Source organism: Paenibacillus sp. MZ04-78.2, assembly GCF_024213375.1.
In the GTDB taxonomy this organism is placed as follows: Bacteria; Bacillota; Bacilli; order Paenibacillales; family NBRC-103111; genus Paenibacillus_G.
This window is the reverse complement of sequence record NZ_JANAVJ010000048.1, coordinates 1-26,311: the sequence shown is the minus strand read 5'-3', so window position 1 is coordinate 26,311 and position 26,311 is coordinate 1. Positions and strand designations below refer to the sequence as shown.

The 26,311-nt window shown below is 55.9% G+C and carries 28 protein-coding genes and 1 pseudogene; 17 read left to right on the top strand and 12 right to left on the bottom strand.

What is annotated here, in order from left to right; all coding sequences use genetic code 11:
- Positions 1-110: 110 nt before the first annotated feature.
- Positions 111-317 (bottom strand): helix-turn-helix domain-containing protein, encoded by a 207-nt coding sequence (locus NLX71_RS23070; protein WP_254366141.1) that lies wholly within the window; start codon positions 315-317, stop codon positions 111-113.
- 228 nt (positions 318-545) lie between these two features.
- Between NLX71_RS23070 and NLX71_RS23065 the strand changes: the two genes are divergently transcribed.
- From NLX71_RS23065 to NLX71_RS23055, 3 genes are all read left to right on the top strand, one after another.
- The gene (locus NLX71_RS23065) at positions 546-809 is read left to right on the top strand and encodes a hypothetical protein (RefSeq protein WP_254366139.1); all 264 of its coding nucleotides are present in this window, start codon (positions 546-548) and stop codon (positions 807-809) included.
- Between the two features lie 188 nt (positions 810-997).
- Positions 998-1,402, top strand: a complete 405-nt coding sequence (locus tag NLX71_RS23060) for a hypothetical protein (RefSeq protein ID WP_254366137.1) — start codon at positions 998-1,000, stop codon at positions 1,400-1,402.
- Positions 1,403-1,776: 374 nt separating this feature from the next.
- Positions 1,777-2,814, top strand: coding sequence for a YiiG family protein (locus tag NLX71_RS23055; protein WP_254366136.1), 1,038 nt, complete (start codon positions 1,777-1,779; stop codon positions 2,812-2,814).
- A gap of 64 nt (positions 2,815-2,878) precedes the next feature.
- Here NLX71_RS23055 and NLX71_RS23050 read toward each other — a convergent pair whose 3' ends face one another.
- Positions 2,879-3,157 (bottom strand): DUF3784 domain-containing protein, encoded by a 279-nt coding sequence (locus NLX71_RS23050; protein WP_254366134.1) that lies wholly within the window; start codon positions 3,155-3,157, stop codon positions 2,879-2,881.
- Positions 3,158-3,260: 103 nt separating this feature from the next.
- On the opposite strand from NLX71_RS23050, the gene NLX71_RS23045 reads away from it, so the two are divergent.
- Entirely contained in the window at positions 3,261-4,352 is a 1,092-nt protein-coding gene (locus tag NLX71_RS23045; protein ID WP_254366132.1) for a M24 family metallopeptidase, read from the top strand.
- Between the two features lie 84 nt (positions 4,353-4,436).
- Here NLX71_RS23045 and NLX71_RS23040 read toward each other — a convergent pair whose 3' ends face one another.
- The 7 genes from NLX71_RS23040 to NLX71_RS23010 form a co-directional block, all read right to left on the bottom strand.
- Complete coding sequence (locus NLX71_RS23040) at positions 4,437-5,306, bottom strand: carbohydrate ABC transporter permease (protein ID WP_254366131.1); 870 nt, start codon at positions 5,304-5,306, stop codon at positions 4,437-4,439.
- A gap of 12 nt (positions 5,307-5,318) precedes the next feature.
- On the bottom strand, positions 5,319-6,203 hold the full coding sequence (locus NLX71_RS23035) for a carbohydrate ABC transporter permease (RefSeq protein ID WP_254366129.1): 885 nt from the start codon (positions 6,201-6,203) through the stop codon (positions 5,319-5,321).
- Positions 6,204-6,282: 79 nt separating this feature from the next.
- Positions 6,283-7,650, bottom strand: coding sequence for an extracellular solute-binding protein (locus NLX71_RS23030; protein WP_254366127.1), 1,368 nt, complete (start codon positions 7,648-7,650; stop codon positions 6,283-6,285).
- A gap of 131 nt (positions 7,651-7,781) precedes the next feature.
- Entirely contained in the window at positions 7,782-9,044 is a 1,263-nt protein-coding gene (locus tag NLX71_RS23025; protein ID WP_254366125.1) for an extracellular solute-binding protein, read from the bottom strand.
- Positions 9,045-9,097: 53 nt separating this feature from the next.
- Positions 9,098-10,084: a substrate-binding domain-containing protein gene (locus NLX71_RS23020; protein ID WP_254366124.1), complete on the bottom strand. Its 987-nt coding sequence runs from the start codon at positions 10,082-10,084 to the stop codon at positions 9,098-9,100.
- 14 nt (positions 10,085-10,098) lie between these two features.
- Positions 10,099-11,874: a cache domain-containing sensor histidine kinase gene (locus NLX71_RS23015; RefSeq protein ID WP_254366123.1), complete on the bottom strand. Its 1,776-nt coding sequence runs from the start codon at positions 11,872-11,874 to the stop codon at positions 10,099-10,101.
- On the bottom strand, positions 11,871-13,493 hold the full coding sequence (locus NLX71_RS23010; RefSeq protein ID WP_254366121.1) for a response regulator transcription factor: 1,623 nt from the start codon (positions 13,491-13,493) through the stop codon (positions 11,871-11,873). The genes NLX71_RS23015 and NLX71_RS23010 overlap by 4 nt, the downstream gene beginning before the upstream one ends.
- Before the next feature lie 377 nt (positions 13,494-13,870).
- On the opposite strand from NLX71_RS23010, the gene NLX71_RS23005 reads away from it, so the two are divergent.
- The 10 genes from NLX71_RS23005 (at position 13,871) to NLX71_RS22960 (ending at position 23,338) form a co-directional block, all read left to right on the top strand.
- The gene (locus NLX71_RS23005) at positions 13,871-14,833 is read left to right on the top strand and encodes a cation diffusion facilitator family transporter (RefSeq protein ID WP_254366119.1); all 963 of its coding nucleotides are present in this window, start codon (positions 13,871-13,873) and stop codon (positions 14,831-14,833) included.
- 151 nt (positions 14,834-14,984) lie between these two features.
- Positions 14,985-15,257: a hypothetical protein gene (locus NLX71_RS23000; protein WP_254366117.1), complete on the top strand. Its 273-nt coding sequence runs from the start codon at positions 14,985-14,987 to the stop codon at positions 15,255-15,257.
- A 186-nt stretch (positions 15,258-15,443) separates the two neighbouring features.
- Complete coding sequence (locus tag NLX71_RS22995; RefSeq protein ID WP_254366115.1) at positions 15,444-16,334, top strand: SMP-30/gluconolactonase/LRE family protein; 891 nt, start codon at positions 15,444-15,446, stop codon at positions 16,332-16,334.
- Between the two features lie 10 nt (positions 16,335-16,344).
- The gene (locus NLX71_RS22990) at positions 16,345-16,992 is read left to right on the top strand and encodes a serine/threonine-protein kinase (protein WP_254366155.1); all 648 of its coding nucleotides are present in this window, start codon (positions 16,345-16,347) and stop codon (positions 16,990-16,992) included.
- A gap of 42 nt (positions 16,993-17,034) precedes the next feature.
- The gene (locus NLX71_RS22985; protein ID WP_254366114.1) at positions 17,035-17,811 is read left to right on the top strand and encodes a sporulation protein; all 777 of its coding nucleotides are present in this window, start codon (positions 17,035-17,037) and stop codon (positions 17,809-17,811) included.
- Positions 17,812-17,947: 136 nt separating this feature from the next.
- Complete coding sequence (locus NLX71_RS22980; protein ID WP_254366112.1) at positions 17,948-20,302, top strand: PAS domain S-box protein; 2,355 nt, start codon at positions 17,948-17,950, stop codon at positions 20,300-20,302.
- A 95-nt stretch (positions 20,303-20,397) separates the two neighbouring features.
- Complete coding sequence (locus NLX71_RS22975) at positions 20,398-20,838, top strand: Dps family protein (protein ID WP_254366111.1); 441 nt, start codon at positions 20,398-20,400, stop codon at positions 20,836-20,838.
- 191 nt (positions 20,839-21,029) lie between these two features.
- Positions 21,030-21,308: a hypothetical protein gene (locus NLX71_RS22970; RefSeq protein ID WP_254366109.1), complete on the top strand. Its 279-nt coding sequence runs from the start codon at positions 21,030-21,032 to the stop codon at positions 21,306-21,308.
- Between the two features lie 168 nt (positions 21,309-21,476).
- Entirely contained in the window at positions 21,477-22,676 is a 1,200-nt protein-coding gene (locus NLX71_RS22965; protein ID WP_254366108.1) for a class I SAM-dependent methyltransferase, read from the top strand.
- Between the two features lie 131 nt (positions 22,677-22,807).
- The gene (locus NLX71_RS22960; RefSeq protein ID WP_254366106.1) at positions 22,808-23,338 is read left to right on the top strand and encodes a DNA-deoxyinosine glycosylase; all 531 of its coding nucleotides are present in this window, start codon (positions 22,808-22,810) and stop codon (positions 23,336-23,338) included.
- A 17-nt stretch (positions 23,339-23,355) separates the two neighbouring features.
- Here the strand turns inward: NLX71_RS22960 and NLX71_RS22955 are convergent, their stop codons facing one another.
- Positions 23,356-23,505: a hypothetical protein gene (locus NLX71_RS22955; protein ID WP_254366104.1), complete on the bottom strand. Its 150-nt coding sequence runs from the start codon at positions 23,503-23,505 to the stop codon at positions 23,356-23,358.
- Positions 23,506-23,642: 137 nt separating this feature from the next.
- On the opposite strand from NLX71_RS22955, the gene NLX71_RS22950 reads away from it, so the two are divergent.
- Both NLX71_RS22950 and NLX71_RS22945 read left to right on the top strand, forming a co-directional pair.
- Complete coding sequence (locus NLX71_RS22950) at positions 23,643-24,176, top strand: hypothetical protein (protein WP_254366102.1); 534 nt, start codon at positions 23,643-23,645, stop codon at positions 24,174-24,176.
- A gap of 117 nt (positions 24,177-24,293) precedes the next feature.
- Positions 24,294-25,313, top strand: a complete 1,020-nt coding sequence (locus NLX71_RS22945; RefSeq protein WP_254366100.1) for a hypothetical protein — start codon at positions 24,294-24,296, stop codon at positions 25,311-25,313.
- Between the two features lie 100 nt (positions 25,314-25,413).
- Here the strand turns inward: NLX71_RS22945 and NLX71_RS22940 are convergent, their stop codons facing one another.
- On the bottom strand, positions 25,414-25,578 hold the full coding sequence (locus tag NLX71_RS22940) for a hypothetical protein (RefSeq protein WP_254366099.1): 165 nt from the start codon (positions 25,576-25,578) through the stop codon (positions 25,414-25,416).
- Complete coding sequence (locus NLX71_RS22935; RefSeq protein ID WP_254366097.1) at positions 25,575-25,733, bottom strand: hypothetical protein; 159 nt, start codon at positions 25,731-25,733, stop codon at positions 25,575-25,577. Before NLX71_RS22935 ends, NLX71_RS22940 begins: the two co-directional genes overlap by 4 nt.
- Before the next feature lie 184 nt (positions 25,734-25,917).
- Here NLX71_RS22935 and NLX71_RS22930 point away from each other — a divergent pair.
- A pseudogene (locus tag NLX71_RS22930) lies at positions 25,918-26,074 on the top strand (IS256 family transposase); the annotation flags it as partial.
- Positions 26,075-26,311 lie beyond the last annotated feature (237 nt).

Genomic DNA, 26,311 nt, shown 5'->3' with positions numbered 1-26,311 from the left:
TTGACCAAAGAGAAAACGTAAAGATAGTACAGCTACTGCAATTCTACCAATAGTAAATCTGTAATGAAAGAGGGGACGCCATGCTTTAAACCTTTGCAAACCAATATAGATTATTCATTTTCCATGACAATCAGATCATGAATATGTATGCTCAATGCCGCGCATATTTCTTCGAGGGTGCTAATGTAGATTCTATCAGTTGTTCCCCTGCACAAGGCATTTATCGTTCCCGGGCGCATGTTAGCTTTTAAAGCAAGCTGACGTTGGGAAATACCCCGCTCATCTAAAATTTCTTGCAATCTAACTTTGATTCTCATTTTATATCTTCCTCCAATGGTAACAATATACCATGATTTGCGAGGAAAAACATTGCATGATACGCCGTAACGTCATATAATGAAAATGTGACGCTGTAACGTAACAATAACTTAAAATTATGTAATGGAGGTCATTTTAATGATTGCAATTAATCATATTAAAGTTTCAAAAGGTTTAGGTGAAAACTCTCGGCAAGCATCCGGCCGCCCTACGAGGAGGTACCCGACATGGAAATGACCGAAAACGCCCTTCGGGACAGATGGGATGCCGAAGAACGAGAACTGATGCGGCAAATTCAAACTTATGAAGCTTGTACCATGGCTGTATTAAATATGGCCAGTGATCAATTAACGTCATTACATAAATTAGCGGTTGAAGACATTGTATCGACTCTTCATCGTGTTGCCCTCGATCTGCAAACAGAACTGCTGTATGTCAGGTTAGAAAAGGCCCTATGCCTATCCAAAGTCGTCGTCTCGGGGAACAGATGAAAGCATAAGGTCAAAATAGAACATAATCAAGATAACTTCAAATATTTGTAACTTTTGGATAAAATAATTGTGTAATTTAATTGAAATATATTTCAAATTAAGGGTTAGTGTGGTATTAATTTCTTGAGGGCACTGGCCAGACCTCAAAATTACTTCTTGCACTGTGTTATTCGGAGGAGGAGAAAAAAATGAAAAAAATGACGACTGCATTAACGATTGCCGTGATCGGAGCAAGTCTTGTATCAAGTCCCGGCTTTGCGGCGGAAGGAACCACGGTCCAACAAGCACCTCAACAGCAGATTATTGTCGCGCCGCCGGAAGGAGAGGTTACGCTTCATTTGGGGCCGGGGGCCGAAGCGGTTGCCGGTCCTTACGTACTCCGGCAGAACGAAGGTATCCGTGTGACCTCAATTGTAGCTGACGACTACGATTGGTGGCTTGAAGATGTTGGAAACGGCCATGAGGTGATCCGAAAAGAGCATCCGGAAGACAATACCGTCTACGTTAACCAAAGCAGTCAATATATGCTGTTCTACAAAAATGAAAAGGAGCGCAAGAACTCCATCAAGGTGAATGTTCAGGTGGTTCGCTAGCTGCGTTCCAGGTCCCCTTCGATCCTCGATCTGAGAAAATTTACAGAAGCGGTAACGCTATCGTATGGACTCCCAGCCGGGGGTCTTTTTTTCTTTTACCACGTAAATATTCAGGTGTACGAAACGTGCCGGAAGATTAGTTTGGGCTTTAAACTAATGTTAATGGACTTAAAAATAAGCGCCCCAAAAGTCCTCACCTTGAGCAAGGAAAGGAACGCTTAACGCTATTGATTATTATTGTACCATTCGGAACTGTGAAAATTACCACTTTCCTTGAATTTGTCCTAAAGCTTTCAAGGTGATTTGCCGATAAAATAATCTGTTGTCTAATTTACCTGGTTTGGAAAAATCTATAAATCTTGGGGGCTTGTGTTTTGAAAAAGTTAAACTCATTTATTGCGCTCGCGCTGGTATGCTCGATGTTTACCGGTTGTTCTAATCTCAAATTGAACCGTCCGGATGCGGCGCCAAGCGGTGCGACGGCCTCGGGGGAGTCGGGTTCGAACAAAAACGACGGGGCGAACAGCGAGGCTATGGAGGTCGAGAAGTATAACGCGTATGTGAATCTCAATAATTTCATGACAGGCCGCTTTGATCAAGTGTTAAACGACTACTTTGAAAAGCTTGGAGACGGCGAGCAGCCGATCATCGAAAAAAACTTCGGCTTCACCATGCTGTCGATTTCGGCCAGCAGCAAGACCGACGTGAACAATCAATTCGCCTTCGCCGAGAAAACGCCTGCCTTTTCGGCCGTTGACCCTACTGTTGTCAAGCTGAAGCCAGTGATGAACGACATGATCGCCATCCTGTCCGAGGCGCACGATTACTACGAAACCAAAGGGTATGTCGACGATAACTTTGCCAAAGCTAAGGAATTGCATACGAAGATTTTTAAGGCCAAGGACGGGTATTTTGCTGCCTCAAACGAGTTCTTGAAGGCGATGACAAGCTTGGGAGCCGAAAATAGGCAGAAAAGTCTGAAGAAGTATCAGGAACAGGACGAACAGATCCGTTATAGCGCTCTGAAGTTTTTAGTGGATGCCGAGGCGCTGTCCGCCGAGATCGAGGAGCAGGGAGTAACAGCCGCAAACATTCTGGATCTCAATATGGATAAGTATAAGGCGAAGTACGACGTGCTGCTCGAGGATTTTAAAAATCTGTCACAACACGCGCAAGACGACGCGCGGGTGAAGAAAGAAGGGTTCGATAGCCATTCCCTGAAGCGGTACGTAGATGAAGCGAAAAAGGTTAAGGTTGCCGCTTCCGAAATCATCGAGCGTGTGAACAAGAAGGAAAAAGTGAGAGATTTCGATTTGGAAAAACGCTTTTTTGTCGAGACTCGGGAAGGCACACCTGAAAAGTTCAGCAAGACGCTTAGTACCGCTATCGACAATTACAACCACATGAAGTAAGGTTCAGATTCCCGGACTGGAGGCGGCATGCTGACTCCAGCCGGGAACACAATCCCCCTGCCTCTCAGTCGATCATATTCATGTTCACATAGACGAGAAGTATGAAATATCCCAGGATAACAAGGGGAACGAGAGCGTTGCCGTAAGGAAGGTTGAGCGCGCCAGCCGAGACGAAGAGCACGCTGACGATCAGATTGTAGGCCCCGACGATTTTCACCAGCTTCTCTTTATCGCGGACCTGGTTTTCGTTGAAACCGGATAAAAAACGGGTATATTTTATCGCGCCGATCAGATAAGCTAAGAGATAGGTGATGAATCCCAGCAGAATGAGATGATAGTTCATAGGCAATAACCTCCTCGTATCATCGTTATTCATAGCCTTTGATTTCGTTATACCAAGGATTTGTCGCCCCGGCATGAAAACATGAAGGGCAGGGGAGATAGATATGAACGCCAGAATCGCGAAGCTGCAAGCTTATATGGAGAGCCGCCAATTGGACGCGGTGCTGATTACGCTGCCGAAGCACGTATTTTATTTGACGGGCTACGCCTCGGACCCGCACGAACGCTTCCTCGGACTGCTGCTTGCCCGGGGGGAGGAGCCGACGCTGATCGTCCCTGCGCTGGACGAAGAAGCCGCGCGGGGCGCGGCCAAGGGTGTCGGCGCGTTCGCCACCCATACGGATACGGACGATCCTTACGCCGTGCTCAAGGGGCTGCTGCCGGGAGGAATCCGGCGGTTCGGCCTGGAGAAGACGCATCTGACCGTCAGTCGGTTCGAACGGCTTACCGAGGCGGTCGGCGCTTCGGAATACATGGATGTGGACGAACCGCTCCGCGAGATGCGGGTCGTGAAGTCGGAAGACGAAATCGTACGGTTGAAGCGGGCCGTGTCGCTGGTGGAAGAGGTGCTTCGACGCGGCTTGGAGAAGGTCAAGCCGGGAGTCACGGAGATCGAGATTGTCGCCGAGCTGGAGTACCAGATGAAGAAGCTCGGCTCGGAAGGCCCGTCGTTTTCCACGTCGGTGCTGGCTGGCGAAAAGTCTGCGATGCCGCACGGAACGTCGGGGCTCAGGAAGATACAGAGCGGCGAGCTGCTGCTGATCGACTTGGGCGTCTTCGCAGACGGGTACGCCTCCGACATTACACGGACGTTCGCCGTCGGAGATGTCAACGACAAGCTGAAGCACATCTACGACACGGTGCTGCAGGCGAATTTGCGGGCGATTGAGGCAGTGAAGCCCGGGGTGACGTATGCCAGCATCGACAAGGCGGCCAGAGATGTGATCGAGGCGGCCGGGTACGGCCCGCAGTTCGTACACCGGCTTGGCCATGGGCTCGGCATCGATATCCACGAGTTCCCGTCGATTCATGCCGGAACCGCCGATCTACTCGTTGCGGGCGCGGTCTTTACGGTCGAGCCGGGCATTTATGTCACGGGGCTTGGCGGCGTACGCATCGAAGACGACGTCCGGGTGACCGACAGCGGCGTCGAGGTGCTGACGTCGTTCCCGAAGGAACTGACAGTGATCGGGTAAACTCGCATGAAAAAAGGTCTGCTTGCTTGTCCTCAACCGGGCATAGAGCAGACCTTATTTTGTCGGGATAACGCTTCCTTCGTATCACCCCTTCAGCGCCCCTGCGGTCAACCCGCCGGTAATTTGCCGTTGGAAGAAGCTGTAAGCGATGATGATCGGAATCATCGAGATGGCGAGTCCCGCGAACAAGGGCCCCCATTCCGTTCGGTACTGCATCTCCCCCTGCAAGATGGCGATCCCGACCGGAACCGTATATTTTGTCGGATCGCTGATCAGAACGGTTGCCATAATGTATTCGTTCCAGACGGCCAGCGCGTTCATAATGGCGACGGTGACCAGCCCCGGCTTGGACAACGGCAGCATGATGCGGAAGAACGTTCCGAAATACGAGCACCCGTCGATCGTGGCCGCTTCCTCCAGCTCCTTCGGCAGCGATTTGTAGAAGCCGACGAGGAAGAAGATGCCGAAGGGCAATATGCCGATCGCCCCCACCGAATAGACCAACGTCAAGCCCAGCAGCGAATTCGACAACTGCAGCGTATTGAGCAAAAAGACGAGCGGAATCAAGCCCAGAATCGTCGGAATCATCATCGAGGCGACGTAGATGGAATAGAGTAAGCCCCGTCCCTTGAATTCGTAGCGGGCGAGCACGTAGGCGGTCGTAGCGGCCATCGCCAGCGAGAGCAGCGTACTGCCCGTGGTGACCAGCGCCGAGTTGATGAAATAATCGCCGAAGTGCGCGCGGCTCCAGACGTTGGCGTAATTTTCGAAGATGAGCGGGAACGGCAGATCCCACGGCTTTCCCTGGAGCACCTGCGGGTTATCCTTCAGCGAGGTGAAGAAGGTCCACAGGACCGGGTAAATGACAAGAATGCTCCATACCAGAGGAAAAAAACGGACGAGCGCTTTCGCTAAGCCATGTGCGGGTTTGCCTGTGACGGAAGTCCCGGCCATACCCATCCCTCCCTACAATTCGATGGTTTCCCGCTTCAAGAACCGGCCCAAAATCAGCGTGGTCAGTAAAGACAGGATTAAAATCAGGACGCCGATGGTCGCGCCGTAGCTTAAGTGATACTGCTTGAAGCCCATCTGGTACAAATAGTAGCCCATTACCTGCGTCGCGTTGTCGGGGCCGCCGTCGGTCATGAGCCGGACGATAATGAACGACCCGTTCAGCGTGGTGATAACAATGTGCAGCACCGAGGTTTTGAACTGCTCCCAGATGAGCGGCAACGTCACGTTCCAGAACTGCTGCCACTGCCCGGCGCCGTCGATCTCCGCAGCTTCGTAGAGCGAGCTGGGAATGGCCAGGATGGAAGCGATGATCAGAATCATGTAGAAGCCCATCCCGGCCCACACGCTAGGAGGCAGCAGCGACCACATGGCGAGCTTCGCGTCACCCAGCCAGTTCGTCTCCACCGGCTTGTCGGTGAAGAGCGACAGGAACGCATTGAGAAAGCCGAGCTGCGGATTATAGATGAAGCTCCACAGCACGCCGATGACCGCGACCGAAATGATGTTCGGGAAGAAGAAAACGACGCGGTAGAAGCCGTACTCCCGCAGCTTCAGCCGGGTCAGAGCCACGGCGAAGAAGGTGGCGATCAGCATGATCAGAACCACTTTCCAGAAGACAAGAAAATAGTCGTTTTTGATCGCTTGGCCGACAATCTCGTCGGACAGCAGCTCCCGGTAATTGCCGAGCCCGATGAAATTCATCGTTTCCGAGCCGCCGGACCAGTCGAAGAAGCTCAAATACAAGCCGCGGAATAACGGATAGATCGTGAACACCAGAAACACCGCGAAGGTCGGCAGCAGGAAGGTCGTAATAAAAAGCGCGCGATTCCATTTCATAAGACATCCTCCACTGCTAGGGATTGGAAGAAACAAATCGGCAGGAAGAAGTCCTGCCGATCGTTCCCGGGTCGAAGCGCTATTTGCTTCCTCTGACTTTAGCGGCGGCTTTCTCCATGCGGTCCATCCATTCGTCCGGCGTAATTTTCTTTTGCAGCAGCGCAATCGTAGCGTCGCTCTCGGCCTGCTCCAAATCGGCGTTCAGCTTGAATACGGGGGCGACGATGGTGCTGCTGCTGTTGAAATATTTCATAGCCGTTTTCACGACGCCGCTGGCGCTTGTCGCCTCCAGATCGGCTTTCACGTTCATGATGGCTCCAGTCTGCTCCGCCCAGCGGATGGCCGCTTTCTTCGTGAAAATGAATTGCACGAACGCCTTGGCCGCTTCCGGGTTCTTCGCTTTCTTCGCGATGGCGATATTGCTCGTGTAAGGAATGGCAATGCTTTTGCCGCCCGGCTTCTGCATGACGGAAGGAATGAAGCCGAATTTGAAGTCGGCCGGGACGTCCTTCTTCATTTCGTTCTCCAGCCACAGCCCGTTCGGAATCATGGCGTCCTTGCGCTGGAGGAATAGCATTTGCGAGTCGGTATGGTTGATGCCGAAGGAAGCGTTGTCAAAATACCCTTTATCCCGCATCGTGACCAGCTTTTGCAGCGTTTTGGAGACGGCGTCGTTCTTGAACGCTTTTTCCTTCGCGGCTTCCTGATCCTTCAAAATTTGCGGGTTGTCGCCGTTCTCGGACACGAAGCCGGAGTTGACCAGCCCGCCGACGATGTAGTACGGGTATTTGCCGGTATGAATGTAGGGGTTCATCCCCGAGGCTTTGATCTTCTCGCTGGTGGCGAGGAAGCTGTCCCAATCGGTCGGCACGGTCCAGCCGTTCTTCTTGAACAGCGCTTCGTCGTAGAACGTGCCCCAGGAGCCGAAGACGAGCGGGATCGTATAATGTTTGCCGTTGTAATCTTGAGGCGGGGCGATCAGTTGGTCCGTCAGCTTATCGCCGTCGACATTCTTCACGGTCTTCACCCAGTCGGAGATGTCCATGAGCTGGTTGTCCTTGACCATCTGGGTTTCGTTCGATCCGGCTCCGTCGATGTAGACGACGTCGGGCGGATTGCCTTGAATCCAGCGCGGCTTCATTTGATCGTTGATTTGCGAGCTGGCCGATTGCTTGATTTTCAGGTCCGGGTACTTCTTCTGGAACTCGCCGATCACTTCTTTCCACCAGCCGTCGCCGTAGCCGCCGACGAAGTATTGGATCTCGAAGTCGCCCGCGATTTTGGCCCCGTCCGCAGGCTTCGCCCCGTCGGCGGGCTTGGCGGCTTCGCCCGGCTTGGCCGTGTCGGCCGGTTTCGCCGCCGGAGCGCCCCCGCAGCCAGCCAGCGAAATCGCGCAAAGCAGGGAGGCCATGCCCAGAGCCGTGCTTTTGGTTAATGCTTTTCTCATCTTTCGAACCCTCCTAAAAGTTGATCTTTAAGGTACACATGGATTGCGTAACCTTATCTTAGGAGGTTTGGAGTGAAAGCTCCATTGAATATCTTCCAAGAGTTCTTTATTTTTTTATGATAATCATCACACTATTCTTTGCTTTTCGTGAGGGCGATCTGCTGAAGCTGATCGAGGGCGTCTTGGGGCGGCATGCGGTCGACCAGCACGGCTTGGCCCATTTTTCGCGTTCCGTCCATGACCTTCTGCCAGGCAGGGTGGTTGACCGGATAAAATTGGGCCGTCTGCAGCGCTTCGAGGCTGTCCTTGACGTTCTTGTCCTTGGCCGCAAGCTTGTCTCCTACGGACTTGGTTACCGGCAGGAAGCCTTCGCGCAGAATGAGATTCTCGTAGCGCGCATCGTCATACAGAAAGCTGATGAATTTGGAGAGCGCCTCTTTGTTCGTATGATCCGTCTTGAAGGACACCAGCATATCCTGCACGCCGAAGGAGATGGGCGGGGTTCCGTCCTTGACCGGCATCGGTCCGATCCCCCATTTCAGACCGGGAAATTCTCTGGGAACGACGGATGGGAAGTAATTGCCCGAAATCATCGTCCCGAGCTTCCCGTTCCCGAGAATGCGGTGCTTCTCGTCGCGCGTCGTGACGGTCGGCTCGGTATCGGTCAGCCCTTGGTCATAAAGCGCTTTCAGAAAGGTCAGTCCTTCGACGTTCTCCGGCGAATTGATCGTCCACTGTCCGTCCTTCATCCAGCCTCCGCCCGCCCCGAAGAAGAAATACGACAAGTAGGCCTGGCTTTCGTTGTCCGTCAAGTCTACGCCGAAGCCTTCGGCTTTTCCCGTCTGTTTGATTTTCCGGGCCGTCTCGACCAGCTCGGACCATGTTTTCGGCGGCTCGGTCAGCCCGATTTCGTCAAAAATGTCCTTGTTGTAATACAGGTTGCGGACGGTGGCGAGATAAGGGATCGCATATTGGGCGCCGTTCCAATGATCCATTTGCAGGAACTTCGGCAAGAGGTTCGCCTTCAGCCCCGGGGACAAGATATCGTTCCAGTCGTTGAGCAGGCCGTCCTTGGCAAAATGAGCGTACACGTTCGTGTTCAGCAGGTCCGGCGGCTGATTCTTGCTGATCATGTTCGTATAGACGCCGTCGAGAGTGTCCCAATTCGCCACCTGCAGCTCGACGTCAATATTCGGATATTTCGCTTCGAAATCTTTCACGATGCTCTCCAGCAGCGGTCGCGTATCCGTGCTGTACTCCGCCGCCAGAAACTGGATCAACGCCTTCTGCTCCGTCAGAGCGGGGGAAGGGGACGAGTCGATCCCGCAGCCGGATAGCGGCATCAGCAGCAGCGCGGCCGACACGGCCGCTGCGGCGGGCTTCCGTCGATTCATTCGGTCCACCTCGATTCTTGAATTGATCGCCCGAAGCCGGGGCATGGTTTTCCTCACCTTTCCACAAAAGGGAAGAGCAGCTTTTGATTTTCCGGATCGTACATGTTCTCCTTGGTGACGACCGTCGAATCGATATTGTCGTGCGGGTTCGCTTTTTTCCCGTCGATAAGCTCCACGGCCGCCTTCACGCCCAAATATCCGAGGTTAAAAGGCTTCTGGACCAGCGTGGCATGCAGCGCGTCTTCCTCCAGCAGCTTGATCTCGTAGATCGAAGCGCCGAAGCCGACGAGCTTGACCGAGGCGCTTTTATTCAATTCCTTGATTGCTTTGGCGGCCCCCAAGGTAGCCGTTTCGTTCAGGCAGATCATGCCGTTCGTCTCCGGGTAATCGGCCAGCAGCTGCTTGGTCACTTGGTAGGCCCGCTCCTCCTGATTCGTGGCATACCCCGTGCCGACGACAACCGCCGCCGGGTCGGCGGCGAGCGCCTCCCGAATGCCGGTTTCCCGGTCTGTAGCGGTGGGCGAGCCGTTCTTGTCGCTAAGGATCGCGACGGCGGGCGGGCCCTTCGTCATAGAGGCCAAGGCGCGTCCGGCTTTTCTGCCTGCATCCAGATTGTTGCTGGCGATAAAGCTGTCGCCGGGATTGCCGTCCAACGGCGAATCGATCACGACCAGCTTGATTCCGGCTTGGCGGACCTTCTCCGCCACAGGAACCAGCAGGTCGGCGGCGGCGGGGGCCAGCACGATTGCTTGGGGCTTCTCCGCAATCGCCTGCTCCACAAGACCGATCTGCTCGTGCACGTCGGTTTCCTGCAAGGGGCCGCGAATGTCCGCTTTCGCCTGAAATTCTTTGGCGGCCGTCTTCACCCCGGCCCGGACCGTCTGCCAAAATTCCGTGCGGATATCGTTGCTCTTCATAATGACGATAATGCTCTTGTCCTTGCCGCTTTCGGTCCGGACGGACGGGAGCAGGATAGCGGCATAGACGCATAAGGCCAAGAGAGGCACCAACATCCACACGATCTTTTTTTGCGTCTGCATCGGCTGCTCCTTTCCTATTCGCTTTTCGGGATCGTCAGCGTGACCCGGGTACCCTTCTCGGGCTCGCTTTCGAAGCTCACGCCGTAGCCCGTCCCGAAATAAAGCTGAATCCGTTCGTGTACGTTGGCAATGCCTACGCCATTGCCGTATTCCGTTCCCGTCCGGGGTACCAGAATGTGCCGCAGCCGGTCCGGCGTCATCCCGAGGCCGTTGTCCTCGATGGTGAACACGATCTTGCCGTCCTTCTCTCTGCCTGCGATGGTGATGAGCCCGCACCCCGGTTTGTTTTTGATCCCGTGATAGATGGCGTTTTCGACGAAAGGCTGGAGCAAAATTTTGATCGTTTTGCAGCCCATAATGTGTTGGGAAACGTCGATCCGGTAATCCAGCTTTTCCTTGTACCTCATCTTCTGGATCAGCAGATAGCTGCGGATATGCTCGATTTCGATAATGATAGGCACGAGCTCGTCGCTTTTGTTGATGCTGGCGCGGAACAGCTTGGCGAGCGCGGAGGTCATGAGCACGACTTCCTCGTGCTTCTTGCCTTCCGCCATCCAGATGATCGAATCGAGCGTATTGTACAGAAAATGCGGGTTGATCTGCGCTTGAAGCACCTTGAGCTCGCTTTTGCGCTTCGTTTCCTCGTTGCGGATGATTTCGCTCATCAGCTCCTTCGTGTGGCCGACCATCAGGTTGAACGTGCGCCCGAGCTGGCCGATCTCGTTCTGCTGCTCGATCTCGGCGCGAATGTCGAAGTTGCCTTTTTCCACCTGCTTCATCTTATCCTGTAGGTTCTTGATCGGCTTGGAAAACCGGTGCGAGAGCACGAACGACAGCAGCAGGGTGATCGCCAGCCCGAAGACGGCCAGCAGCAGGAACGAGCTTTGAATCGTGTGCTTGTTGGTGACGAGCTCGTCCGTGTAGGCGACGCCGACGATTTTCCAGCCGAATTTCGTATCGTGGACCGAATAGATGCGCGATTCGTCGCCGTCGTACGCAACGAAGCTGTCCGTATGCATCACCTCGTCGATCAGCTCGCTCTTCAGGTTGCTGTAGATGAGCTGCTGCTGCGGGTGGTAGACGATGTTGCCGCCGTTGTCGACAATGAACACGTAGCCCCGCTTGCCGAGGTTGACCTGGCTGCTGATTTCGCTGATGACGCTCAAGTTGAGATCGACGAGAAAAATGCCTTCCCCCGCAATCCCGTCGGTGCTTTTCAGCTCCCGGCTGAGGGAGACGACCCAGCGGTATTCGTTCTGGATCACACGCTGGACGTGGGAGGAGGAGACGACCGGCTTGCCGCCTTCCTGCTTCGCCTGCTTGTACCAGAGCTGCTCCTCCGGCTTCGCGTTCGGGTTGAGGCCGGTGCTGCGCCGGTCCGATACGAACTTGCCGTTGTAACCGAACACCATGATGGAGGCGATGTCTTTGCGGGTGTACAGAATCGACTGGAACATGTCCGAGATCCGCTTCTCGTATACCCGGCGGTCGGCCTCACTGATGAACACCGTGTTGGAGATAAAATATTTGATGTCTTTGTTCGTCAGGGCCAGGGTGGAGATGTTCTCCATATTCGTGAAGTAGGACTGGATGTTGGCGCCGACCTGCTTCATGACTTCCGAGAGGTAGGCTTGCGAATTTTTCTCCACGGCGTCGGCGGACAGCCGATAGGATATGAAGCTGGTGATGCCAACGGAGACGAGAATCAAGCAGGAAAAAGCCGCGGCGATGCTGGAGCGGATGCTCTTGAATTGGAACAAGGGCGACGGCAGGCGGGACACTGGCTTCATCGGCGGGGCTCCTTGGCCGCGCTGTCACGGTATTCCGTCGGCGTGAGGCCGGAATGCTTCTTGAAGATCAGGCTGAAATAGTTCGGATCGGCATAGCCGACCTGCGACGCAATCTCATACGATTTGAGCGAGGTATGCAGCAGCAGCTCCTTCGCCTTGTCGATCCGCACCCGCGTCAAATATTCGACGAACGTTTCGCCGAGCTGCTGCTTGAACACGGTGCTGAAATAGCTGGTGCTCATGAGCGTATGCCGGCACAGCTCCTGCAGGGAGAGCTTGTCGTTCACGTAGTGCTCGCGGATATACTCGGTGGCCCGCAGCACCTGCGTATGCGTCAGGCGGTTCCGCTGCTCGGAGATTTGCTCCAGCGCCAGGCTTAGAATGTGCTTCAGCCAGTCCCGGATGTCGTCCAGCGTCTTGAACCGATACACGTCCGTCAGCCAATTGCGCTCGCCTATGGCTGCGCGCGGCTCGTCCGCTCCGAGCTCCCGGACCGTATTCATCAGCGTGACGATCACCGATTGGATCTGCCAATAGCAGGCTTCGATCGGCAACCGGGACGTTTTCAAATGGGTGACCAACTGCTCGATCAAGCGGTGAATGTCTGCGGTTGTGCCGGTTTTCACGGCGGAGGCAAGCAGCCGGTTCCATTCCGCGCCGTTGTCTGGAGCGGCGGGCGGCTGTCCCTCCATATCGACAATGCCAATCACTTGATTTTTACCGAGCAGCAGCCGGTATTCGAGCGCGGACAGGGCGCTTTTGTAAGCGAGGGGAAGCTGCTCCAGCGAGCCGCATACGCGTCCGACACCCAGGCTCACCGTCAATTTCAAATATTTCTCGACAAACTGCCGGACCGTTTCGGCGAGCTGGTACGCGAGCTCGTACAGGGGCATTGCCGCAAGCCCGGACACGATGGCCACGACGCGCTCCTCGCGGGTGCGAAAGGAGATTCCGTTCTCCTGTCCCACGATTTCTTGGACCATATTGTATACGGCAAAGCGCAGCAGCTCCTGATCTTGGTCGGAGGGCAGATGTTCGCTGCTGCCGAAGTCGTCGATATCGACGACCATCGCCACATAGTCCGGCCGAGGCTCGGGAAGCCCGAAATAGCGGAGCCGCTCCCGGATTTCCGCCTCCCCCATGGCGGTCGTCGCCCATCGTTCGAGAAAGCGCTCCTTCAGCAGGGGCAGACTTTGATTCAACTGCATGTGCAGGCGCGTCAAATCTTCCCGCTGGCGGGTTTCTTCGTCGAGTTCGCCTTTCACCTTCTTCAGCAGCGCGCGAAGGTCGGCCGCTGTAACCGGTTTCAAAATAAAGTCGTAAGCTTTGAGCCGCAGCGCTTGCTGCGCATAATCGAAATCGTCGAAGCCGGTCAGGATGATCACCTTCACGAAAGGGTACCGGGTCCGGATCAGCCGCGTCAGCTCCAGCCCGTCCATAAACGGCATGCAAATATCCGACAGCACGAGGTCCGGTCTGAGCTGCTCTATCGCTTCCCACGCTTCCCGGCCGCTTGCATAATCGCCGACGAGCTCGAAGCCAAGCCCGTTCCAGTCGATATGCTCCTTGATGCCCTCGCGTACGATCGCTTCGTCGTCCACAACCATGATTTTGTACATGCGCACCCCCGCGTTTCCAGCGTAACGTTGTGTTGAGTGTACTGCAAAAAGGGAATTTCCGGCAAGGGGACGGTTCGCGCTTTTGTATTTTTTTGTAGAAACTTAACAGTTCACCGCCCGGAATGGACGGTAATCAAAACCGTGCGGATTTTCCAGACGGCTGGGTTCACGGTTTCGTTCAAAATGAACGGTCTTCTTAAACTGGCGTGGAAATGGTCATACTGACATCATAGAGCAAGCTGCGAGTAAAAAATTTCATGGATAGGATTGACAAGGGGGGTGCGACGATGCATAATAATATATGAACACATGCTCATATATTAAGTATACGGTCGGAACGCCGCAGCGGATCGCCTGTAGCTTGGGAGGGACGATTTATGCACATTCATAACCATGGCGCTCACGCGCACGACCATGGACATGGTCACGGTCACCATCACGGCCATGGACACCATCATCACGATCATGCCCGGGATGGCAACAAAAAGGGGCTTATCATTGCTTTAAGTATTACGTCGGGCGTTTTGCTGCTGGAGTTTTTCGGGGGGCTTATCACGAACAGCCTGGCGCTGCTTTCGGATTCCGGGCATATGCTCAGCGATGCCGGCTCGCTTCTGCTCAGCCTGATCGCGCTCAGCTTCGCCGTGAGACCGGCATCCCCGGCCAAGACGTACGGCTTTCACCGCTTTGAGATTTTGGCGGCGCTGTTTAACGGAATTTCGCTGTTTGTCATCGCCGGCTTTATTATGTGGGAAGCGTACGGCCGCTTCTTTGACCCGCCGAAAGTCGCCAGCGGCTCGATGCTAGCGATCGCCTCCGTCGGACTGCTTGCCAACCTGCTCAGCGCGTGGATGCTCATGCGGAAGGGCGATGTGAAGAACAACGTCAACCTGCGCAGCGCTTATCTCCACGTGCTCGGGGACGCGCTCGGCTCCGTCGGCGCCATTCTCGCGGGGCTGGTGATGATGGCCTTCGGCTGGTACGTCGCCGATCCGATTATCAGCGTGCTCGTTTCGCTGCTGATTCTTAAGAGCGCTTGGGGCATTATCTCCCATACCGTGCACGTGCTGATGGAAGGTACACCGGCCGGTGTCAGCCAGCAGGAAGTGAAACAGGCGCTGGAGAACATCAAGGGCGTGGTAAACGTGCATGATCTTCACATCTGGACAATTACGTCGGGCCTCGATTCGTTCAGCTGTCACCTGCTGATCGAGGACGATCGGGACAGCCAAGAGGTGCTGCAGCAGGCCATCAAGCTGATGGCGGAGCGGTTTAATATCCACCATGCGACGATCCAGATCGAGAACTCGGCTATACGCCACGAGGAATTGCGGGTATAACTATAAAAAGGCTGGGCGGGAATAGTCATCCTGTCCAGCCCTTTTGCCTGTGTCCCGATAAGTACCGGAAGGCGCCCCCAGCCCGACGAATAAAAACGGCCGTTTCTTCCCACATTAACAGCAACCCTGTATGTGGAAAGGATGACCAAGCATGACCCGTTACGAATACGACTCCAGCCTTCAATCGCAAAACCCGGTCTCGCAAGCGCAAAATTCGGTGGTAAAGGCGCATAACGCCGTAACCCAAGCGCAGAGCCATCCGTCCGCCCAAATGATCGAGCAGGCTGAAACGGCCGTGGAAAAAGCCGAGCGCTCGATCGCACAAGCCGGGCATGACGAGAACAAGCCTGCCGTAGAACAAGCGGATGCACAGCTTGCCGAAGACCAATCGGCTTTGCAAAATCTGCAGCCGATGGAAGAATAACGGCTGAAGCAAGTCTCAAGACCTGTTAGCTCCTTCCCTTATGAGAGGTGGGGCCGATGGGTCTTTTTTTCGGCTTGATGCAGCGCATAAACCTTTGTCGCCGCATCGCATTTGGCTTTTTCTTTGTGCTACAATGGGAGCATACGGCGCGTGCTTTGAGGCACGCGAGGACGAGGAGGACTGCAATTGGAATCGTGGCAGCTAACGGCGGAGTTGATTTTGGACAAGAAGGTGGCGCTGGGCGAAGGGCCGGTATGGGATCACCGCAGCGGCCGGCTGCTGTGGGTCGATATCGAGGGAAAGCGGATTCATCACTATGATCCGGTTCAAGGAACGGACCGTTCGATCCAGCTTGACCAGCGGGTCGGGGCAGCGGTACCGAGAGCGGAGGGCGACGGTTTGGTGCTCGCGCTGGAGCATGGCTTCCATCTGTTCGATATCGCGACCGAGCGGCTGACGAAGCTCGCCGACCCGGAGGCGGGGCTTCCGGAAAACCGGTTTAACGACGGCAAATGCGACGAAGCCGGACGCTTCTGGGCGGGGACGATGAACTGCAAGAACAGCGACCCGACAGGGGCACTGTATTGTCTGGAGCCTGACGGATCGCTGCGGAAGGCAGTCGATGGCGTAAGCTGCTCCAACGGGCTCGGCTGGAGCCTCGACGGGCGTACGATGTATTACATCGACTCGCCTACCAAACAGGTCGTCGCGTACGACTACGAGCCGGCAGCAGGGGCGATCTCGAACCGGCGCACGGTGGTCACGATTCCGGAAGGCGAGGGCATTCCCGATGGCATGGCCGTCGATGGCGAAGGGATGCTGTGGGTTGCCCAGTGGGGCGGCTGGCGGGTGTCCTGCTGGAATCCGCAGACCGGCGAAAGGCTCGGCTTCGTCCGCGTTCCGGCTGCGCAGGTGACCTCCTGCGCGTTCGGCGGTCCGGAGTGGGACGAGCTGTACATTACGACGGCCCGGACGGGGCTGAGCGGGGAACAGCTGGCGCAGCAGCCGCATGCCGGCGGCTTATTTCGTGTCAAGACGGGCGTACAAGGCAGACCGGCTTGCTTTTATGGCGGATAACAATCGGACGATGGCAGGCGAAGAGGACTGGAGTGAGCGTCACCCGTTCATCACGCAGATCGAGCGCCGCCTATTGCCGGAGCTGCACATCAAGAGCGAGCAGCCGCACGATCCGATCGTCGTATACCGCGTGCCCGACCCTTGGCGGTTGGTGGGCGCGGGCAACTATGCGGCGGTTGTGGCGCATCCGGATTACCCGGAGGTTGTGGTGAAGATATATGCGCCGGGACGGTCGGGACTGGAAGAGGAGGCCGAGGTGTACCGCCGTTTGGGGCGGCATCCGGCATATTCGGAGTGCCTGTACTATGGCGACGGCTATCTGGCGCTCCGGCGGTTGAACGGCATCACGCTGTACGATTGCATCCGGAAAGGCATTCCGATCCCCCAGCAGGTGATCGACGATATTGACGAAGCACTTGCCTATGCGGTTAGCAGAGGGCTTCGTCCGCACGACATTCACGGCAAAAACGTCATGATGCGGGACGGCCGCGGCGTGGTGGTGGACGTGTCGGATTTTTTGAAGCCGGAGCCGTGCAGGATGTGGGACGATCTGAAGAAAGCGTACGATCGGTTCTACCTTCCGCCCTTGCGGCGTGTCCCGATTCCCGGCTTCGTGTTGAATGTAGTCCGGAAAGGCTACCGTTTGCTCAAAAGATAAAAAAACAAAACTTTGGCGTACTTCAAGCGGGAGGCAAAGGCGATGTCCATATTTAAGAAAGTGCTTGCAAGTGTAGGGATCGGTTCGGCGAAGGTGGACACGAAGCTGGAACATACGCAGGTTTCACCCGGTGAAACGCTCAGCGGAGTCGCGCATATTCAAGGCGGTCAATTGGAGCAGCAGATCGGGAGCATCTACGTGTATTTGAAAACGGAGTATTTGCAGGAAGATGATAATGGTAAGAAAATGACCTATACCGCGGAGATCGCCAAATACCACATCACCGACGGCTTCCTGCTGCGGCCCGGCGACAGCATGGAGATTCCGTTTGCGCTGGAGATTCCCGAATACGCTCCGCTGACGCATCGGAACACGCCGGTCTGGGTGGAAACGGGCCTCGATATCGACAGGGCGATCGATCCGACCGACCGGGACGAAATCGAGATCGTAGCCGGCCCGAACGTGCTTACCGTGATGGGGGCGTTGGATGAGCTTGGCTTCCGTCTCCGCGAGGTCACGAACGAATACGCGCCAAGCTTTGACGGGCCGGCGCCTTTCGTGCAGGAGTTTGAGTACGTGCCGACGACGCATTTTCGCCGCGCTCTTGATGAGCTTGAGGTGCTCTATTTCCCAAGGGGAGACGATCTGGAGCTGTTCTTGCAGATCGACCGCCGCGCCCGGGGCTCCCGGGGAAGATACGAAGAACGAATGGGGCTGGACGAAAGCTTCGTCCGCGTGACCATCCCGGGCGGCGAGCTGCGCCGGGGCTCGTCCGTCGTTTGCGGACAGCTGCAGGAACTCATTTCACGTTATTGTTAAACGAATCGATGGTCAGGAAGTTCGTTTCCTCAGGAAACGGGCTTCTTTTTTTCACATCGGCAAGCAGGAGAAGAATGTACGGCTAGCGAAAAATGTAAAGATTAGGATAATATCCGGACCTTAGGAGAGAATACATATGGCTGAACCGCAAGTAAATATACTGATTGTCGACGATCGGCCGGAACATTTGCTCGCTATGTCTTCCATACTGCAATCTCCCGATTATCGCATCGCCACCGCCAATTCCGGAGAGGAAGCGCTGCGGCAAGTGATGCAGGAGTCTTTCGCCTTGATTCTGATGGATATTGAAATGCCGGGAATGAATGGCTTCGAAACCGTTAGCATGCTGAAATCGCAAGAGCGGTACAGGTCGATTCCCGTGATCTTCGTTACGGCGCTCAGTCAAGCGACGGAGCACATGGTACGAGGGTATGAAATCGGAGCAATCGATTTTATATTCAAGCCGGTGCAGCCGGCTGTGTTAAAAGTAAAGGTCAGGCAGTTCGCAAGCATCTACCGGGACCGGGAGCAGCTTAAGGCGCAAAAGGAGCTGATCACCCGGCGCACGATCGATCTGGAGCAGGCGCATGTCCAGCTTCTGGACAATACGGACAAGCTTCGACAGATGGAAGCGATGGCCCGAGCAATCAGCGAGACGTCGACCGATGCTTTCTTGACCGTCGATGCACAGGGAACGATTCTGTCGGCCAATCCCGCCGTCCAGCCGCTGTTCAGGTGCAACCCGGAGGAGCTGATCGGGAAGCCTGTGTGGCAGGTCGTGCCGTATACCGAGCGGCTGTTCGGCTCGGGGGAAAGCGGCTCCCTGCTGCCGGATTGCGGTACGAGGGAAGCGACGGACGTTACGGCCGTGCGGCGCAGCGGCGGGACGTTCCCCGCCGAGCTGCAGATCGGAAGCGCCTGTATCGGCGACCGGACGATTTACGTCTGCTCGGTTCGCGACGTGACCGAGCGCAAAATGCAGTATATTCGCATGGAGCAGGCCGTAGAGCAGCGCACGTATGCGCTGCGCGAAGCCAACGGAAGACTTCAGGCGGAAATCCGGCGCCGGCATCAGGTAACCGAGCAACTGATGCGGTCGTACGACCGGATCAACGATATTTTGGAGAGCATTACGGATGCGTTTTACGCGCTTGACCATGACGGGGCGATCGTCTACATGAACCGTTCGGCTGAGCAGCGTCTCCGCATCGTGAAGGAGCAAGCGCTGGGCCGGCCGTTCTGGGATTATGCGCCGGTGGAGCGCTCGAAATGCTACGATTTGTTTCTTCGCGCAGCTTTGGAGCGAGCGCCGCAGCGGGCGGAATTTTATTCGAACCTGACGGAAAGCTGGGTCGAGGTGAGGGCTTTCCCGTCGTCGCTCGGCATCAGCTTATATATTCAGGATACGAACGAGCGGCGGCGCATGGAGCAGGATGCCCGGGAATCGCAGGAGCGGTTTTATACGATTTTTCAGGCGACGCCTTGTCTGATGGCGATTCAATCGTTAAGCGACCGGACGTATCTCGACGTCAACGAGAGCTGGATGAAGCATACGGGATACACGTATGAAGAAATGACGTCGGGAGCCGCCAATCTGCAGATGACGCTCATCTCGGACGAAGGGCTGTTCGAGACGGCCCCTGTGGATTTCGCCGATACGGTGACGGACGTGAAGGTACAGTATGTAACCAAGGCGGGCGAGCGGCGGACAGGACTGTTGTCCACGGAGATCATTGAGACGCCGGATGTGCCGTGCGTGCTGGCGGTCATTACGGATATTACGGACCGGGCGGAGCTGGAGAGGGAAATGGCGCGGCTGGACCGGCTGCATCTGATCGGAGAAATGGCCGCAGGCATCGCGCATGAAATCCGCAATCCGATGACGACCGTCCGCGGCTTTCTCCAGCTAATGAGCGCGAAGAAAACCCTTCCGCCCAAGGACATTATGGACGTTATGGTGGAGGAACTGAACCGTGCCAACGGGATTATCAGCGAGTTTTTGGCGCTGGCCAAAAACAAAACCACCGACCGCCGTCCGCAAAATCTGGCTCAGGTGATCGAGGCCATCGGTCCGCTTATTCAAGCAGAGGCGACACTGGCCGATAAGCAGCTTCACCTGCGGCTCGATTCGTGTCCCGAGCTGGAGCTCGACGAGAAGGAGATGCGGCAGATGGTATTGAATCTCGCGCTGAACGGGCTCGAAGCGATGGACGCCGGAGGGCGGCTCGAAATCGCCACTTACACGGAAGAGTCGGAGGTCGTACTGGCGGTCTGCGACCAGGGCCACGGCATGGACAAGGACGTGCTGGCCAAGGTCGGGACTCCGTTCTTTACGACGAAGGAGCAGGGGACGGGGCTCGGTCTGGCGGTCTGCTTCAGTATCGCCGCCCGGCACGGAGCCAGGCTGACGTGGCAGACCGGACCGGAGGGCACGGCATTCTTTGTCCGGTTCGCGGTACCGCCTGAGCCCGTCGCCACGAACGACCCGTAGCCGATTCCTTCGGCGCGATGTATAAAAGTCGCTTCCGTTTTTCATATTAACTAGGGATAAGCTGGAAAAGAACGCGATTCAAGGAGGAACGACCCATGTCCAAAAGCATAACGGAAGTGCTGAACACCCAGATAGCGAACTGGAGCCTGCTGTTCATCAAGCTCCATAACTACCATTGGTATGTGAAGGGACCGCAATTTTTCACCCTGCATGTGAAATTCGAAGAGCTGTATAACGAGGCGGCCCTTCATGTGGACGATTTGGCCGAGCGGCTGCTGGCGCTCAAAGGGCAGCCGGTCGCCACCATGAAAGAAATTTTGGAGAAAGCGACCCTGCACGAGGCTTCCGGCAGCGAGAATGCCGAACAGATGGTCCGTTCCATCGCCAACGACTTCGGAACGCTGATCGGGGAGCTGAAGGAAGGGATGGCGATTGCCGAAGCGGCGGACGACGAGACGACCGGCGACATGCTGCTTGCGATCCACAGCGAGCTGGAGAAGCACGTTTGGATGCTGGAATCGTTTTTGGGAAAATAGCGTCCCGGATAAGGGCATGGCGACTTGCAGATACGCAGGAAGCCGTGCCTTTTTTTGTCAGAAACGGACTGATTACCCGCTGCCGTTGTGTAATCGTCGCTTCGGCGGGAAGGCTTGTCGCATATACTGTAGAGCGGAACCCAGTTGGCAGACCGCTCGCGGCGCTGCCTGGCAAAGGAGTGACAAAAACAATGAATGCGAGTCCGAATAAAGACGGGGAGCGTTTAATGAAGGCTGAAACCCGGCTCGAGAACATCGAAGTCGCCGTTACGCGCATGGAGGAAAAGCTGGACAAGTGGCATGGCAACTATATATCCCGTGTGGAAATAAACGAGATGCTGCGCGCCCGCGACGAACGTCTCGAACGGATTGAAAAAGAACGGCTGGCCAACAGGCAGCTTTACCCCGGCTGGATCAGTAGTCTCATTGCTTTTGCCGCATTGCTTGTTGCGTGGTTCCACAATAAATAGAGCTGGAATGAAAATCGCTTGGACAGGTCGCTTTTCCTTGCGTCGTTTGGGTATAATGGGATGAAAAGGGATGGGAGGCTCCGGCCTCCGTAGTAGGACGACGATTAGATCGTCCGGTTGCACCGGAATGTAAATCAAGGACAAACGGATTGGAGAACGTGAAACAGGATGCAAGAGCGGGAATTGACGGAATTAACAGGCCGATTGTTTCAGGAGGGGACGCTGATCCAAGCGACGCTGAGTCAGGTGCGGCGAAGCGATCTGGACGGCTGCACGAAGGTAACGGTGAAGCCGGTACAGCTCAAGGGGGCTTTGCACTATCAATTCAGCTCCTTCTGCGGCCCGAAGGTGCTGCACGAGAATTTGGCCCCGGAAGCGGCGGAGGCGAAGCTGAACACGCTGCTGGCCGAGCAGTTCCGGCAAGGGCTGCTGCAGACGGGCGAGGCGGATTATCAGGTGCTGGTCAGCAAGAAAGGCAAGCTCGGCATTCTCCGCAAGCCGCCGACCAAGCAAGCGGTGAGCGAAGCGCCCGCCCATAACCGGAAAAAGAACTATGTGCTGGAAGAAGGCGTTCCCGTTCCTTTTCTGATCGAGCTCGGAATTATGAACGCTCAGGGGAAGGTGCTTGCTCCGAAATACGACAAGTTCCGCCAAATCAACCGGTTTGTCGAAATGATCGCCGATATTTTGCCGCATTTGCCGAAGGACCGGACGCTCACCATCGTCGATTTCGGGTGCGGCAAGTCGTATTTGACGTTTGCGATGTATCATTTTCTGAAGGAGATGCAGGGCTTCGACCTCCGCGTCGTCGGCCTCGACCTCAAGGAGGATGTGATCCGGCACTGCAGCGCGCTTGCGGAGAAGCTCGGTTATGACGGGCTGCGGTTCCTCGTCGGCGACATCGCCAAGTATGACGAGCTGCGGCAGGTCGACCTGGTCGTAACGCTGCATGCCTGCGATACGGCGACCGATGCGGCGCTGGAGAAGGCGGTTCGCTGGGGCGCCTCAGTCATCTTGTCGGTGCCTTGCTGCCAGCACGAGCTGTTCCGGCAGGTGCATAGCGACGTGCTCGGCCCGCTGCTGCAGCACGGTATTTTGAAGGAGCGGTTTTCCGCGCTGGCCACGGACGCGATCCGGGCGAAGCTGCTTGAGCTGGTGGGCTATAAGACGCAGTTGCTGGAATTCATCGACTTGGAACACACGCCGAAAAATATTTTAATCCGGGCCGTCCGCAGCGTCCAGCCGCCGAAACCCGCCGAATTGGCCAAGCTGACGGAGGAGTACCGGGACTTCCGGAACTTCCTGCAGGCGGAGCCCTATTTGGAACGGGCGCTGCAGGAAAAGCTGGACCCGTGGCCAAAGCTGTAACGTAACCGCTATAAACAAGAGAGGGAATCCCATGCCATAAGCGGGATTCCTTTTTTCGATCCTGTGCGGGGCAGCTGTGCTACAATGAGGCTGCTTGGATGTGAAACGAATCAACGGGAGGCGATGCATTGATGGCGGCAGATAAGGAACGTCCCCGCTTGACCGGCTTGCCGCCGGTTGCGGATGAGCGCTGCCGGCTGCTGATTCTCGGATCGATGCCGGGGGAAGCGTCCCTGCGGGCGCAGCAGTATTACGGCCATCCGCGCAACGGCTTCTGGCCGCTTCTCTACGCGCTGCTGGACGGAGGGGAGCCGGCTGCGGCATACGAGGAGCGGCTCCGCTTCGCGTTATCCCGCGGCGTAGCGTTGTGGGACGTGCTCGCGGCGTGCGAGCGCGAAGGCAGTCTCGACACGGCGATCCGCCGTCCGGAGGCCAACGACTTCGCGGAGTTCTACGCGGCGTATCCGGGTATCCGCCATGTTTTCTTCAACGGCAGCACGGCGGCGGACCTGTACCGCAGGCAGGTCATGAAGGAGGCCGCGGACGACGGCAGGAGCTATAAGCTGCTGCCGTCGTCGAGTCCGGCGCGGGCTATGCCGCAAGCGGCCAAGCTGGAAGCATGGCAGCTTGTGCGGGCGGCTTGGCTTACCGTACGCGGCTAACGGCATAGCGGGCCGCACTATTCCTTCTCCTTCTGGGTGGCTCCGATCTGATTGACCGTCGTTTTCACTTGATTGAGCGTATCGTTTACGAATTCCATATCTTGATTGTCGGCTTCCATCGAAGCCGTGCTTTCGTAATTGCCTTCGTGCTTTTTATTTTCCGACATGCCGTTTCCCCCTTTCTTCATAAGCTTTATCGCCGGTTCATGCTTAACGTGCGCAGCCTGCCCGGAAAATATTCTCTTTTTCCGAAAGGCATACTAAGTGAAATCCCATTTCTGCAAGCGACGAGAGGAGGGGCCGGATGGCAAGACAGACGGGCAAAGCTCCGTTCGGATATGAACCGCCGAATGAGCGGGACACGGACCGCGGAAGCTTGTGGATTTACGATGCGTTCGAGGACTATACGGAGCAGGAACTCGTACGCGTCCTTGCGTTGGCCAGCGGGCGCGGCATCGCCAAGGTAGTGTTTTACCCTTTGCATGAGGAGACGGTCCGGCGCATGGAGAAACGGCGTTCCGTAGCTCCTTACCACCGGAGGGTCGAAGCGCTGCAGGCGCTGCTCGCCGCTTCGGACACGGATGTCGATTATGTCGTCGAACCGTTCGAGGGCAAGCGCAAAAAGTATACTCCCGTTGACACGGCGTTCCGATTCCTGGAAGAAAAATACGCCGCTCCCCATTTCGTCTGGGTGACCGGGACGACAGCAGGGCTGCTCGCGAGCTATGACTCGTTCGAGACGTGGATCAAAAAGATCCGCTGGTTCGTGAGCGCGGAGGGGAGTCCGGTCACGCATCCCCGGCTGCATGCATCCGCCAACCGTTGGGACTCGGTCTAAAGGCCTGGTTCGATCCGCATCCCCTGAAAATGGCATGAAAGCCCGAAGCCTATAACGAACTCTGTTCGGAAAACTACGGGCGACAGCTTTCAATGCCCGTTACAGGGGAGAGAAACGATGGGGAAACTTAAAAAAACGGTCGTGTGGGTTATTGCCGCCGCGTTTTTGGGCGGGCTGATTTATGGCGTCACTTGGGTGGGAGATGCGCCCGTATCGGCTGAAATATCGACAGAAGCCAAGGGACGGTTCGTCGGCTTGACGGACGGCAATAAACAAATCAAAGTGTCTTACGACGGAACGGAAAAAGTCTACCCGCTGACATCAGACGTGTGGGTGTATCGCAATTTGCAAAAAGCGGCGATCACGGATTTGAAGCCGGGCGATTCGCTGGAAATTATATTGAACAGCAAAAATCAAGCCGCTTACATTAAGGCGGCAGCGCCCGAACAAGCCGCTGCGCCGCAGAGTCCGGCCCCGCCGGCCACCGTGCCGAACGCGGCAGCGGCGCAAGGCTCCGGCGCATCGACGGAGCCAGCCGCGCCTGCGCCTTCCGGCAGCACGTCCTCCGTACCGCCAGCCGGTCCGGCACATACGCCTGCGGCTTCGGTCGACCGTCCGGCTGGCGCGAAACCGGCTAAGCCGGTGGAAAACGGGAGCTGGCCTTGGGAGCGGCTGTCGTTGGAGCTGAAAAGCCGGGAGCTGGCTTTGAAGGTAAAGCAGGAGCAGACGGACAAGGGCGATGAGGCCGACATTTATATCCAAACCAAGGATCGTGCGGTGGTTCATCTGAACGGAGCGCAGGCGGAGCAGTTGCTTCTACTGCTGCTGCAGGGGCTGCCGTCGGAGAAAGACGCTTGGGAGAAGGCGCTCAAGCAGCGCTTGGTAACGCAGTTCAAGCTGAAGGATGATTCGCCGGATTGGAAAATCGATGTGAAGTGGAAAGACGACGCCCAAGTCGTCCGTATGCCGCCCGCACAAGCCGGGAAGCCGGAGCCTGCCGGCCACGGGGCGGACAAGGAGCATGGCAAAGGCAAGAATAAGGCGAAAGATAAGGATAAAGAGAAAGAAAAGGAAAAAGCGAAAAACCGCGAGAAGTACGACGATGAGAATGACGATCGTCAAGGCAACGACGACTGATCGGAGCGCTTCCGCTTTCGCCGCCTACAACCAGCAGCCCGCCTGGGGATGATCACGCTCCGGGCAGGCTGCTTTTTTTGCTGCGATTCTCTTAACCGCTCTAGTCCTCGGGAGTCCTGTCCAAGTACAAGCGGGAGACAAGAGTGGCGTCTCCGCGCCGTGCTTCTTCCTCCGTCGCCTTTTCCTCTAGTGGATCGTGCGTATTCATGCCCGGGGCGATGGTCGGTTCTTGGGGCCGCCACGCCTCTTCCTTCCTGCCGGTCACAGCTTCTTCTCCCCTTCCGTCTTGGAATAAGCAATCAGCGTAATCGTACTGCCGGTCAATTCAGCCAGCCGCGCTTCCGTTTGTTGAATGATATCGATGACTTTTTCCTGCTCGTGAAGTGATGCGATTTCGTAGTCGGTCGTTTCGATTTTCACGGGTGATGGGCCTCCTGTAAGGGATTATATCGATTTCCCGGTTAGAATTCCCTTCGCGAAAACCCCGCATGCATGGAAGGGGATGGAAACCATTCTGGATAAAATGTAAAAAAATGCTCGACATCAAACCGTTGTGTTGTTATTGAAGCTACTGTTAAGGGGATACGTTGTCTTCTTGCTCGGGTCTGTAAGCATCTTCCCTACGGACGAATTGCTGCTGAAAAATGCTTTACCTGGCGACGATGGATGTCCTGCGCAAGTGGACGGGACGCGTACAGAACCGGGGGCAGATTCTGCTACAGCTCACCGTATTTTATCCCGAGCGCGTTCAGGTCCGCTAAAAGCGGCTTGAGGCGGAGGGGGCGGGTCTGATAGGCTGGATGCCGGAGCGAATAAGGCCCTTAGGCCACTTTTCCCATCGTGGGAGCATCGGACCCCGGGTCAAGAAGCGGAACTCCGTTTGATATCCGGATCGATCGGGAACCGCGAACAAACGGTCGCTAACAGTTCCTCAACTTGCTCGTCGCTGTAGCCAAACTCGGCCAACCTTCGGGCGGCAAACCCGGCACCTGTCGATG